The organism is Posidoniimonas polymericola (genome assembly GCF_007859935.1).
Taxonomy (GTDB): Bacteria; Planctomycetota; Planctomycetia; order Pirellulales; family Lacipirellulaceae; genus Posidoniimonas; species Posidoniimonas polymericola.
On the sequence record NZ_SJPO01000006.1, the window covers coordinates 436,368 to 448,610 of the forward strand.

At 66.6% G+C, this 12,243-nt stretch carries 10 protein-coding genes; 3 read left to right on the top strand and 7 right to left on the bottom strand.

All coding sequences use genetic code 11. From position 1 onward, the window contains the following. Positions 1–405: 405 nt before the first annotated feature. Together Pla123a_RS14515 and Pla123a_RS14520 are read right to left on the bottom strand one after the other, a co-directional pair. Complete coding sequence (locus Pla123a_RS14515) at positions 406–1,161, bottom strand: PDZ domain-containing protein (protein ID WP_146588137.1); 756 nt, start codon at positions 1,159–1,161, stop codon at positions 406–408. 144 nt (positions 1,162–1,305) lie between these two features. Then, the gene (locus Pla123a_RS14520; RefSeq protein WP_146588138.1) at positions 1,306–1,965 is read right to left on the bottom strand and encodes a hypothetical protein; all 660 of its coding nucleotides are present in this window, start codon (positions 1,963–1,965) and stop codon (positions 1,306–1,308) included. A 535-nt stretch (positions 1,966–2,500) separates the two neighbouring features. Here Pla123a_RS14520 and Pla123a_RS14525 point away from each other — a divergent pair. Beyond that, a complete protein-coding gene (locus Pla123a_RS14525) occupies positions 2,501–3,118 on the top strand; it encodes an ECF-type sigma factor (protein ID WP_197527974.1) in 618 nt (205 codons plus the stop codon). After that, positions 3,087–4,214, top strand: coding sequence for a bile acid:sodium symporter family protein (locus tag Pla123a_RS14530; protein ID WP_146588142.1), 1,128 nt, complete (start codon positions 3,087–3,089; stop codon positions 4,212–4,214). The genes Pla123a_RS14525 and Pla123a_RS14530 overlap by 32 nt, the downstream gene beginning before the upstream one ends. Here Pla123a_RS14530 and Pla123a_RS14535 read toward each other — a convergent pair. After that, complete coding sequence (locus Pla123a_RS14535; RefSeq protein ID WP_146588144.1) at positions 4,192–6,378, bottom strand: serine/threonine-protein kinase; 2,187 nt, start codon at positions 6,376–6,378, stop codon at positions 4,192–4,194. The two genes, Pla123a_RS14530 and Pla123a_RS14535, sit on opposite strands and share 23 nt — an antisense overlap. 246 nt (positions 6,379–6,624) lie before the next feature. Between Pla123a_RS14535 and Pla123a_RS14540 the strand changes: the two genes are divergently transcribed. Beyond that, positions 6,625–7,122 carry a hypothetical protein gene (locus Pla123a_RS14540; protein ID WP_146588146.1) on the top strand — a complete coding sequence of 166 codons (498 nt, stop codon included), beginning with the start codon at positions 6,625–6,627 and terminating at the stop codon, positions 7,120–7,122. A 57-nt stretch (positions 7,123–7,179) separates the two neighbouring features. On the opposite strand, the gene Pla123a_RS14545 is transcribed toward Pla123a_RS14540, so the two are convergent. From Pla123a_RS14545 to Pla123a_RS14560, 4 genes are all read right to left on the bottom strand, one after another. Next, a complete protein-coding gene (locus tag Pla123a_RS14545) occupies positions 7,180–9,639 on the bottom strand; it encodes a glycosyltransferase (RefSeq protein WP_146588148.1) in 2,460 nt (819 codons plus the stop codon). 159 nt (positions 9,640–9,798) lie between these two features. Beyond that, positions 9,799–10,893: a M56 family metallopeptidase gene (locus tag Pla123a_RS14550; RefSeq protein ID WP_146588150.1), complete on the bottom strand. Its 1,095-nt coding sequence runs from the start codon at positions 10,891–10,893 to the stop codon at positions 9,799–9,801. Then, positions 10,890–11,276, bottom strand: coding sequence for a BlaI/MecI/CopY family transcriptional regulator (locus Pla123a_RS14555; RefSeq protein WP_146588152.1), 387 nt, complete (start codon positions 11,274–11,276; stop codon positions 10,890–10,892). Before Pla123a_RS14555 ends, Pla123a_RS14550 begins: the two co-directional genes overlap by 4 nt. Before the next feature lie 13 nt (positions 11,277–11,289). Next, a complete protein-coding gene (locus Pla123a_RS14560) occupies positions 11,290–12,198 on the bottom strand; it encodes a DUF1559 family PulG-like putative transporter (RefSeq protein WP_146588153.1) in 909 nt (302 codons plus the stop codon). Between the last annotated feature and the right edge of the window lie 45 nt (positions 12,199–12,243).

Consider the following 12,243-nt stretch of genomic DNA (forward strand, 5'->3'; position numbering starts at 1 on the left):
GTTCGGGTAACACCCTTACCTGCCGGTTGAGGCCCGACACCCCGCGCACGACCGGTAAGAATGTGAAAGTTTTTCAAAGCCAATTGCCGAAGCTATGCCGACGCGGTCGTGGTGACGGAAGGTTGGCCACGCAAAGGCACAAAAGGGCACAAGAGGAGGGCTTCGTTCCAGCACTCAGGGTGGGGCAAACGCGTCAGAGCCATCAGCCCCGTGCCCAGGTGAACTCGTGCTCAGGTGAACTCGTGCTCAGGTGAAACGAAGGCCTCCCTACTCTTGTGTCTTTTCGTGCCTTTTCGTGGCCATCTACTTCCCGCCGGATTCAATCGTTTGTCAACGAAAACCGGGCCGGCCTTCACGGGGAAGACCGACCCGGCGGGGATCAGGTTGTTGACCTAAGCCTGCTGCCTACATCTGGCTGCGGATCGCGTCGGCGACCGTGGCGGGCAGCTTCGCCAGCTGGGTTTCGACTTCCTCACGAGTCCCCGAGAGCTGCACCTTCTGCTGACCGTCGGCGGTGGGGACGCTCGCCTCAATGGCGTAGGCGCCGTTGACCATGCTGACGGCGACGGCCGAGCCGGGTGTGGCGTTCCAGCCGCCGATGCGGCGGCCGACGTTGACGTTGCGGAGCGAGTTGCCGAGGTGCGGGTGCATCGTGCCGGGGCCGTAGTTGTGCAGCCGGACCCGCGGCTGAACAGTCACCCGCTGCGGGCCCTTGGAGGTCAGCAGCGTCAGCTCGGTCGGCTGCTGCAGGAAGCCCAGCGAGCGGGACTCGTCGACTGGCTCGCCGTTGATCTCCAGCACGACCAGCCCTTTGACCAGGCCCGCCCTGGCGGCCGGGCTGGCCGGCTCGACGTGGCTGATGTAGATGCCGCCCCGCTGCTGGAGTTCGGGCAGGCGGTGGTAGAGCTCGGGCATGGCGTCGGTCTTGAGTCCCCAGCTGAGCATCACGGGGTCGGCCGGCAGGCCCCCCACCTTGGCGCCCAGCGCCGCGGCGGGGAGTTGGGCTGCCGCGGGCAGCACCTGGCTAAGCGTGTCTTGCTTGAGCTGATTGATGTCGATCGGGCCGGCGGGAGCGATGTTGAACGGGAGTTGAGCGGTCGCGGTGTCGGCTGCGGGGGCGGCGACGACGGCGACGATCAGCAGCAGGAACGTGCGGGACATGACTTGGTTTCCTTGTCTTGGAAGTTGGGGAGGGCGTTTGCGTCTAAGACTGACTGGCGGTTGGCGAGTCAGACCCAGCGCGGAATGGGCAGAGAATCAAGAAAAAGGCCGGCCGACGCCCTGGCGGGCGTCGGCCGGTGGGAATCACTTTCCGAAGCGGAGCTTGCGGCCGCCCGGGATCGAGAAGCTGCGGCTGCTGCCCGAGTTGCTGGGCATCACGGCCGACTGGTAGCCGCCCGAGTTTCTAGGCATCACGGCCGGTTGGTAGCCGCCGGAATTCGACGAGCCGTTCGAGCCGTAGCCGGCGCCGCCCCAAGGCACGATTTGTCCGTTGCCGCCGTTCTGCGGGCCGTTGTTGCTCCAGCGGCGGGTACGGCTCTCGGTCCAGGCCTTGGTGTTGTTGCCCCAGCCGACAACGTCGCTGCCGCCGCCAAACTGCGAAGCACTGCCGCCGGCCTCTACCCGGCCGTTGCCGCCGCTGGTCACGACACCGCCCTGGCTGACGTGGGCGCCGTCGCGGCCGATAGCCATGTTGAAGTTGTGTCCGACGCCCGACGAGCCGTTCGAGGCGCCGATGCTGTGCGAGATTGCGACGCCGTCCTTCGAGACGCCGACGCCCAACGCCCGGCCGAAGCCGTCGCGGCTCTCGGTATCGGCGATGCCCCAGTCGCCAACATAGCCGGCCGAGGCGCCAGAGCCGCCGGGGCCAACATCGACGCCCGATTCGGCCGATTGGGCCATTGCCAGGGCAGGGGTGAGGGCGAGCAACAGGGTCAGCAACGGGGCAGTGAGTGAAGTCTTCATCTTAGGGGTCCTTCGTTTCGCGGGAGGGCCGAGTTGGGCTCGGCGGGAGTTGGTTACACCCCTGACTGCCCGTCCCGCCCTGAGATCCCGCGCCGCCGGCAAGGATTTCCAGAAAAACTTCTCAAGCTGCCGAGGAACCCCGGCCCGAGCGGCCCGATAAGTTCCACGAGGGCCTATTTTTAAGAGGCAATGAGCCGCGGTTCGTGTTCCAATAGGGGCGACGCCGCGGGCTCTCCGCGTCCCAAAACCGCCTCGCCAGCTGCTGATGAAGCCCCATGACCGGCCAGTAGCCGGCCCCTGCGGCGTCGAGTTTCGCCGGTTGGGCCGCGCACCTGGGACAAAACCCGCGAACGACGGCCGGCCGGCGCTGGAGAAAACACTGCGATACCAGGCTGAAACGAATCGAGGGGGGCGGCACGGCCCGGGTTTTGTCCCCTCCGCTCGTTTTTTCGGACTAAACCCGCCAGCCGCGTCGGCGTGCCCCGGCGGCGACCACAAACACTGGTTCCTAACCACCACGCCCGAGGGGGCTGCCATGGGAGACGCGACGGTCAATCACATCGGGGGCCTGCAGGACGGCGACGAGAACTCGCTCGCCTGGCTGTGTGAGAACTTCCTCCCCTCGGTCGAGGCCTACAGCCGCCGCAAGATCGGCAAGTTCCGCAAGGTAGCCGACGAGGAGGACATCGCCGCGCAGGCGATCTACATCTTCTGGCAAGGGATCCGCGACGGCCGCTTCACCGACGTCGAGACCCGCGACGACCTCCGCAAGATCCTCTGCGGCATCGCGTTCCGCACCGCCCAGGGCCACGTCCGGCAGCAGAAGGCGCAGAAGCGGGGCGGCGCCGACCTCCGCGGCGAGTCGATGTTCGCCCGCCAACGCGACGCCGGCGGCCCGGGCCTGGACGGCTTCTCTGGGGCCGAAACCCAGGCGGCCGACTCGATGAACGCCGTGCTGAGCCAGTGCGAGGACCTGCTCAAGTCGCTCGACGAGCTGGACCGCAAGATCGCCATCCTCAAGTTCGAGGGGCACAGCCACGCCGAGATCGCCAAGGAGCTCGACTACTCGACCGGTCACATCGAGCGCCGCGTGTCGAAGATCAAACAGGTTTGGCTGGAGCGTGAAACCTACTTCCGAGCCCGCGGCGAGTAACGTGCCGCAGCAAGCAGCCCATCAACCGCCGCCACGGGTCGCCGTCGAACGCGTCGCCCAGCGGGTCCACGACTACTTCCTGGGCCTGCTGGCGCTGTGCTACGCGCTGGCGATCGCCGCCCCCAGGGCGGGCGTCTGGCTGCGGGACCTGGAGTTCGGCGCTGGGAGCGGCGTATCGGTGTCGCAGGTGCTGCTCGCGCTGCTGCTGGCGATCGCCGGCGTGGGCATCGACCCAACGCGGGTGCGGGAGTCGCTGCTGCGGCCGCGGCTGCTGGGCGGGGCGCTGCTGGCCAAGCTGATCGTTCCGGTCGGCGTCGTGACGACGATCGGCTGGGGGTCGGCGCTGCTCGGCGGCGTGCTGCCGGCCGAGATGCTGCTCGGACTGGCGATTGTGGCCGCCATGCCGGCCGCCGCCAGCTGCCCGGCGTGGACTCAGGCCTCGGCCGGCGACGTGGCGCTCGCCCTGGGCGTGGTGGTCGGCTCAACGCTGCTGGGCCCGTGGGCGGGGCAGTACTGGCTGCCGTACTTCGCCGCCGCGGCCGGCGGCGATCCCGAAGTCGCCCACGGCATCGGTCGGGCGGTGCTCGGCAGCTACTTCTTGCTGTGGGTACTGCTGCCGTCGGCGGTGGGCGTCGGCGTCCGGCTGGTGCTCGGTCCGCAGCGGACCGCTCGGCTGCGGCCCTGGATCCGGCTCGCCGGCAGCGGGCTGCTGCTGCTGTTGATCTACGCGTTCGCGTCGGCGTCGCTGCAGATTGTCGAGGCCCGCAGCGCCGGCGAGCGGCTGGCGACCGCGATCATGCTGGCCGGGGTGCTGTGCGTAGCGGCCTTCTCGACCGGGTGGCTGATCGCGAAGTTGGCCAAGGCGTCCAGGCCCACCACCGCGGCCCTGGTGTACGGAGTCGGGATGCACAACAACGGGGTCGCGCTCTTGCTGGCGGACACCGTGCTGCCGCAGGAGTCGACCGTGTTCCTGCCGATCATCTGCTACGCGCTGGTGCAGCACGTGCTGGCCGGCGTGGTCGACGCGTTGTTCAATCGCGGGAACGCGACCAACAGCGACGAGGCGGTCTCGGCTACAGGCGTTCCTGAACAATGACGCACCAGCCGGAGTCTTGGGTCTCGTCGTCGCGGGAGGGGAGCAGCACGGGCGCCACAGCCGCAAGCCACGCGCCGCCGAGCGCCGGGCTTACTTCGGCCAGGCGGTCCTGGTAGTCGGTCATCAGCATCGGCTCGCAGTCGGCGGCCTCGATCCGGTCGAGCGTCGCCTCGGTGAGCCAGTAGGGCGCCCAGTGGGGGGCGCCGTCGCCCCCTTGCTTGTGGAACAAATCGTGCTGCATCACCAGCCCACGGCGGGTCTGCTGCTTGTCGAACAAGTCGAGACGCCGGTGCACGATGGTCAGCGCCTGGCCCTCGCCGAGCTGGGCGTCGAGGTTGGTGATGTCGAACACCTCGACCGCCATGCCGAGCACACCGATGACAACTGGATCGCTGTTGGGGGTGAGTGTGTCGCGGATTGGAACGGAGAACGCGAGCACCGGTTCGTTGTTGGTGCCTTGAAACGGGGTGCAGATAATCGGGTTGGCGGTCGGCGTGATCTCCGAGGTTTCGTCGGCCTGGTAGATAGGACCCTGCCCGTGGAAGTACTCGCGACGCGCAAGGGACCGGCCGAGCGACTTGGCAGGCTCGCCGGTCGCCTCGTCGAGCTTCGGCGCCCGGGCGATCTGTGTGCCCCGGCCGTCGTTGAGGTTGACGATCCAGCAGTACGACTTGAGGCGGCGCTGGCCGGCCCAGTAGTCGCGTTGGTTGGTGAGCCACTGGTTGACGGCCTCCCACGCGGCCTGGTCGTCGGGCGCATCGTAGGCCGCGCGAACCGCGTCGATCAGCCGCTGGTCGCGGGCGGCGCCCTCCAGCACCAGCAGCCGCCGGTCGAGCTCCGACGCCAGCCCGCCGGCGGCCAGCGTGGCCCGCGACACCAGCCCCTCCCGCCGAGCGGCGTTAGCCCGCTGGGCGGTGCTGGACTGCCAGGCAGAGAACACCGTGGTGAGCAGTAGCAGTGAGAGCAGCGCCGCCGCGGCGGTCTGCACCACCCGCAGGTGCCGCTTGACCCACCGGGCCGCGACGTAGCTGAAAGACTCTTGGTAGGCCGAAACGGGCTCGTCGGCCAGGTGGTGCTCGAGGTCCTCCGCAAGGCGGAGGGCCGTGCGGTAGCGGTCGCCCGGGTCGGTCGCCAACGCCTTGAGGCAGATCGCCTCGAGCGGCTTGGAGAGCGCCGGCGCGTGGACGCGGGGCCGGGGGAACTCGCCGCGGATCGCCCGCTGGCGGAGCTCGGAGATGTCGGCGGTCTCGATGGGGCTGTGGTCGGTGAGCAGCCGGTAGAGCGTGGCGCCGAGCGAGTAGATATCGCTCGCGGGCTGCAGCTCGGCCGCGCCGGAGATCTGCTCGGGGCTCATGTAGGCCGGCGTGCCGGCCATGCTGTCGCTGCTGGACGAGTCGCTGGTGACCTGCGGCATCAGGGTCCGTTCGTCGGCGAGCTTGAACTCGTCCTCACGGCCCACCGCCATCGCCAGCCCCCAGTCGACAACCAGCGTCTCGCCGTAGCGGCCGAGCATTACATTGGAGGGCTTGATGTCGCGGTGCAGGATGCCCCGGTTGTGGGCGTAGGCAATCGTCCGGCAGACGGTGATAAACCGCTGCAGCAGGGTCCGCAGCTCGCTGCCCTGCTCGTCGTAGACGCCGCTGGGGTGGGCGCTGTGGAAGTCGTCGATCGCCTGGTCGAGGGTCTGACCATCGATCAGCCGCATCGCGTAGAACGGGCGGCCCTCGTCGACCTCGCCAACGCAGTAGACCGGCGCCACACCGGGGTGTTCCAACCGGCTGGTGACCTCGGCCTCCAACAGGAACTGCCGCCGAGAAAGCTCGTCGTGGAAGTGCTCCTGCTGCAGAAACTTGACCGCCACCCGGCGGCCCAGCCGCTGGTCCTCTGCCGAGTAGACAATCCCCAGTCCCCCCTTGGCGAGCAGCGTCAGCTCGTCGAGCTCGGTCTGAGCCGCCAGGGAGTCGTACGGAGCGTCGGACGAGCGGTTGGTGGTTTGGCCGGCCAGACGGGCGTCCATCGCCCGCAGCATGGCGATCTGCTGCTCAAGCTGCGGGAGCAGCTCGGGGCAGTCGTGGCAAAGCTCCTCGGGTTTCAGCTCGTCGCCCTGCTCGTGGGCGTCGGCCCAGCGATCGACAAGCTCTACCAGCAGGTCCCGAGAGGGCATAAGTGATCAGACGTTCTTGAGGCTCCAGGAGAGGTGCGTGTCCACGAAGCTGCCCGCACCCCACGATCTTAACTAGGGCCCCTTCGGCTCGCCAGACACTGTAATTCCAGGGGTTTGAGCTTTTTCTAGAAAGTTTTGGCCGCCCGCGCGGGATGGCAGGGGTAAACCGGCAGTTAGGGGTGTAGCCCATCGCCGACCAACGGCCAACCGGGCGCCGAATCACCACTCTTACTAGGGAAACCAATCATGTACCGCTCGACTCTCGCTGCTCTGCTGCTCGCCGCACTATCGTCTTCTGCCGCCACGGCCCACGCCGGCGGTTGCAGCGGCGGTGGCGGGCGTCCCATCGTTTACCCACGCCCCATCTACCACCCCGTGGTCCGGGAGCGCGTGGTCGTCAAGCCGGTGGTCCACGAACGCGTGGTTGCTGCGAAGCCGGCGCCCCAGCAGCCGGCTCCCCCGGCCGCCCCCCTGCCAACGGTCGTCAGCGGTTCCCGCCTGATCCTCGACGGCATGCCGTTCGGCCGCAATCAGGGGAGCGTTGAGATGAAGGTCGGCCCGCTCACCATGCCGGTGAAGGTCGACAACTGGAACGCCCAGGTGGTCCGCATCCGGATGCCGGAGATGGACCTCGACCTGGCCCTGCCCGCCAAGCTCACCGTCCGGCGGGCGGACGGGAGCCTGGTCACGGAGAAGCAGGTCCAGCTGATCCCCGCCACGCCGCGACTGGCCCTTAACAAGTGAGGTAAATGGAGCTTGTGCGACGAAGCAACGGGCGACCCGCTCCGCAAAGGCCTACCACTAGCGGAGCGGCGCGTCGAGAGACGCGGGGCGTGCGACGAGCTCACCGGGACCGTCGAGTTCGATGAGGAACAGCCTCGCCTGACCGCGGTCGGCGGTCGCGACGACGCGGGCGCCGGCGGGGAGAAACGCCGGCGCCAGCTCTTGGTGCCCGCGGTCTCGGTAGATCAACAGCACCCGCCCTGCGTCGTCCGCGCACTCGACAAGCTCTTGGCCATCCAGGTGATCGAAGTTGGCGATGTCATCGCGGTGCAGGTAGAACGGCACGCCAGACCACTCGTGACCGACCGTGACCACGGGGACGTCTGGGGTCGCGGCGAATTGGCCCCTCAATGGGGACGCGGGGCCGAACAGCGTTTGAGCCGTGGCGTAGCGGGGGATTTCTCGGTGAAGCACGACAGTCGCCGCCAGCAGCGTGGCCACGGCGCAGATCCCCCAGGCAGTCTTTGGGCCCTGCAGGTTCTGACGCGTCCACCGGACCACGAACAGCAGCGAAATGCCAATGATGCTCGACACGATCAATAGACGCAACGATTCGAATCCCGACCACGCGCCAAGCGCGATGAACCCGACACTTGCGATGATCGTCGTGGAGGTCGCCAACCAAGGCGCCCAACCGGTGGTGTACCGACTCCATTTGATTCCCTCCCGCTGCCAGAGGATGTCCTCCAGGCACTTGCCAACTACCAGAGCAAGAGCGGGAGCAGCCGGCAGAATGTACGGCGGGAGCTTGCAACGCGAGATCGTGAAGAAGGCAAAACACCACACGGCCCACAGGACCATAAAGCCGAGGATGGGGGTCCGCCGCTCGCCGACCGCCTGCGATCGTGTGCCAAGGTAGCTGGCGCACGGCAGTGCGAGGAACGACCACGGGTGACCACCGATCAGCAGCACCGGCAGGAAGAACCAGAGTGGTTTGGCGTGGAAGGCGCCGCCGAACCGCTCGACGTTGTGCAGGTAGAAAAATTGGTAAGCGAAGTCGGGGACCTCGCGGCTCACGGCGATAAACCACGGCGCCGCGATGAGGGTCACTACCGCGGTGAGCAAGAGCCAGCTCACAGCGTTCAGCCTAGCCGCCCCCTGCGTCAGCCAGGCGTAGGCGGTAACCGGCGGCAAGAACAGCACCAGAGCAATCGGCCCCTTCGCCATGAAACCGACGCCCACCGCGAAGCTCGCCAAGAGCCACCAGCCGCGCCGCAGCCGTTGCTCACGGATTGCCTCGCACGCCGCAAATAGCGCCAAAGCCACGAATGCAGACAGCAGGCCGTCGATCAGCAGGATGCGGCTCGCGCCGAGAAAGCCGACCGACAACGCCAGCACCCCCCCGGCCAGGAGCCCAACACGGCGGTTGAAGAGCCGGTTGCCGAAGGCCATCGTCATCGCGAGCGTCAGCACGCCGCTCAGCGCCGGGACAAGCCGCGCCGACCACTCCGAAACCCCGAACACCGAATAGCTTGCCGCGCACGCCCAGTACAGCAGCGGCGGCTTGTCGTAGTACGTCTTGTAGTTCAGCTTCGGGACCAGCCAGTCTCCGGAGACTACCATCTCGCGCGGGATCTCGGCGTAACGGGTCTCGTCGCGGTCGATGAGCGGGTAGGACAACCCCGAGAGCAGCAGCACCGCGGCCACCACCAGCAGCGAGGCCTGCAGCCATGCGAGGCGGCGATCGGAATGACCGGACTGGGTCGGGCCAGCCGGCTCTCGCGCGGCGACCGCCGTTCCGGGGAACTGCACGCGATTCCACCAGAACCGAACCAGGCTCGCGAGCACGACCGGGATGTGACTCACCGAGACCGTGCTCTCGCCCTCCACCCGAGGGCGGTGGGTCACGCCGACCTCAACAACCGAGAAGCCGTTCTGCCTGGCGGCGGTCAGCAACTCGGTGTTGACCAGGAACCCGTCAGTGGTGACGGGAAGCTGCTGCAGCTTGTCGCGTCGGAACATCTTGAAAGCGCAGTCGATGTCACGCACCGAGGTCCCCACAAGCGTCCTTACCAACAGGTTGTAAACCCGTGAGTAGAAGCACCGCAGCGGGGCGTCTTTGCGGTCGATCCGGTAACCGCAGACGATGTCGTAGTCTCTTGCCAGCAGGGCAAAGCGGTTAATCTCGGCCAGGTCAAACTGGACGTCCGAATCCGTGAAGACCACCAGGTCGCACTCGGCGGCGGCGAAACCGGTCCGCAACGCGGCGCCGTACCCTTGGTTCTGGTCGTGCCGCAGCACCCGCAGCGCCGGGTACTCTGCCCGCAGCGTTACTAGGCACTCGCCCGTGTCGTCCTGGCTGCCGTCGTCAACGACGATGATTTCGTGCCGGTCGGACACGGCTCGGAGCGCCCGGTCCGCCTCTCCAACGGCCCGGGGTAGGGCCTCGCTCTCGTTCCAGGCGGGCAGGACGAGCGAGATGCTCGCTGCGGTGCGTCCACTCCGTTCACCAGCAACGCCTGCTGTCGATTCTGACACTTGTCGCTTCCTTGCGTTGTCGCTTGCTTGAACTTGATGCCAGAGGCCCCATCCGTGGGCGAACCAGCTAGTTTTCAGAGGGCTACTAAGTTTCTAGGAGTTGGTGAGGGCGTTCGAAGTGAGGAGTTTGTTAGAAGTCGGGGGCCAAGTGACGCAAACTCACTCGGAAGCCAGCGCCTCATGGGCCTCGAGTAGCTCCTCGAGCTGCACGGCCGTGTCGTAACTCTCGAAGTCTCGCAGACGGACTCCGAACGAATGGGCGACTGTCGCGGTCCAACTTGGCCATGGCGAGTAGCTTGCGTAGTGCGACGCCAGCGGGTTGGTGGGGAGCCACAGCTGCGACACCGCAAGCGCGGCCGCGCAGACGAGTACGGGCCCCAGCCTGCCGGCCGACGTCGGGCGATCGACCGCGAAGGCAAGCCTTCTGGCCCGCAGCCTCAACTCGCTCTGGCTACGCCAGAACATGAGCGAACCCTCGGGCGGCGCCGAACGGTTCTCGACCAACCGCAGCAGGGTCCTCAGGTAGAGGGCGGTAGATTGCGCGTCGCCACTGGCTGCGTCATCGCAGACAAACTCCCTAACCAACGAAGAGCGCCTCCCGCTCACCCAAACCAATGGATGGAACCAGAAGAACACCTGGGCCGCCTTCTGGAGGAACAACTGCATCGGGTGCTGAGTCTTCAGATGCGTCAGCTCGTGCCGCAGCACATGCTCTAGCTCAACGGGGTCGCCTTCCACCAGAGTCCTCGGCAAAAAAACCAGCGGTCGGTGAAACTGGTAGCAGAACGGTCCTAGGTCTTGCGGGGATTCCCGGTAACAAAGCTCATCGATTAGCGGGGTGAGCAGCTCGGCCGGGACCCGACGCCGCAGCTGCTCCTGGACCGCTTCCGGGTAGGGGGGGCAGCGCGACAGGAATGAGCGCACCGCAAAGAATTGCATGCACCACCTGACAATCATCACGCCAACGCCGCCAACCCAGACCGCCAGCAAGCTGGCCCCCAGCACGAATTCGGTGTTGGCGACCGCCAGCAGGCCTTTGGGCCCCAGGCCCGACCACGGATGGATCCACTCGAGACGCGGCAGCAAGACCCCCATCGCCAGCAGCAGCAACAGGCTGACGAAGCACGCGTTCCAGACGCGGCTCTTGGTCACAGCGGCGTCGGTCCACCGCTCCATGCCCCAGGCGACGCCGATGACCAGCGTCGCCTGCAGCGAGAGCGAGAGCAAGACCTGAAGCCATTGAAGACTGTTCACTTCCGCGCCTCCAACTGCTCTATCAACTGTTTGATCTCAGCCAGGTCTTCGTGGTTCACCTTCGGGTCGCTGATCATGTTCAGCACAAGCGACTTCACCGATCCGCCGAACAGCCGGTTGGCGACCTCACTAGTCATCGAGCCGGTGACGGCCGACTTCTCAACCGCGGCCGCGTAGACAAACGCGCGTCCCCGCTTCCCCTTATTTGCGACGAAGCCCTTTTCCTCGAGGATGCGGATTGTCGTCATCACGGTTGTGTAGGCGAGCTCGCGAGGCAGACGCTCGACAACCTCCGCCACCGTGGCCTCGCCAACGTTCCACAGCACGTTCATGATTTCGGCTTCGGGGCCGGTCAGCATCATTGATTCGGGTCGATGTGGCATTGCTGGGCTCCGACTACCGGACAAACCGTTGCGAGGACTGACGATAGACCGCGGTATCGACGCTGTCCGACACGAGTTCGACACGCCCGTCCGCCCACAAGAAGTTGACGCCGCCGGGGTGGCGGCTATCAAACTCGCACTCGTCGCACTCCTCGCAATTGGGCCGCGTGATCGCCGACCCCACCAAGCGACACTCCGCGTCTTCGCCGAGGACGTCCACCCCCAGCCAGGTCGACGGCGCCCTGGCCATCGTGCGCTCTCCAACCAAGATCGTCGCGCTGGCGCCACGCCGGAGGTCCGCGAATCGGACCCGCCGGTCATGGACAATTGTGCCGTCGCTTGGCGTCCGCTGCAGCACGCCGTTGATCTGGTCATGGTCGTCGGCCTCGGTGGTGCCGAATACGCCCAGGTAGCTTGCCGTAGGAAGCGTAAGCAGCACGTCACCCAGTTGATCGGCGGCGGCGGAAGCGGCGAACGCATCGTCGTCGGTGTCAGTGTCGGTGTCGGCCCGCAGCTCAAACTGGGGCTCGGCAATGTCGGAAGGGCAAACCAAAATCTTCAGCGACGCCTCGTTCATTCGACTCGGCGACTGGGCTGGATCGGCGAACCTTCTCGCCAGGCTCGGCTCCCCCAGCTCGGCAAGCAGCGAGGTCGCCCAGCCAGAGACGAAACCCGGCTCCCGATTGTCGTCACTCCAGGCCGCTGGAAACCGGCGATGGCTGTCATGGTAGGCTTGGGTCGCGAGGCCAATTTGGCGGAGCTGGCTTCCACAAGTCGCTCGGCGGGCCGACTCCCGGGCAAACACAATCGCAGGCAGTAACAACGCCAGCAGCACGCCAGTGCACGCCATCACAACCAGCAGCTCACACACGGTGAACCCGTGCGTTGGCGGCTTGCGTCGAGGTTGGGTGGCGGTGGGCATCGAGGGCGAATCTGGCCGCGGCGTCGAGGCGTTCGTCGGGTACAG

Excerpts from the sequence above, each read along its gene's own strand:
- Pla123a_RS14560 (WP_146588153.1), bottom strand. The coding sequence starts at position 12,198 with ATGCCCACCGCCACCCAACCTCGACGCAAGCCGCCAACGCACGGGTTC.
- Pla123a_RS14515 (WP_146588137.1), bottom strand. The coding sequence starts at position 1,161 with ATGTCCCGCACGTTCCTGCTGCTGATCGTCGCCGTCGTCGCCGCCCCC.
- Pla123a_RS14520 (WP_146588138.1), bottom strand. The coding sequence starts at position 1,965 with ATGAAGACTTCACTCACTGCCCCGTTGCTGACCCTGTTGCTCGCCCTC.
- Pla123a_RS14525 (WP_197527974.1), top strand. The coding sequence starts at position 2,501 with ATGGGAGACGCGACGGTCAATCACATCGGGGGCCTGCAGGACGGCGAC.
- Pla123a_RS14535 (WP_146588144.1), bottom strand. The coding sequence starts at position 6,378 with ATGCCCTCTCGGGACCTGCTGGTAGAGCTTGTCGATCGCTGGGCCGAC.
- Pla123a_RS14555 (WP_146588152.1), bottom strand. The coding sequence starts at position 11,276 with ATGCCACATCGACCCGAATCAATGATGCTGACCGGCCCCGAAGCCGAA.
- Pla123a_RS14540 (WP_146588146.1), top strand. The coding sequence starts at position 6,625 with ATGTACCGCTCGACTCTCGCTGCTCTGCTGCTCGCCGCACTATCGTCT.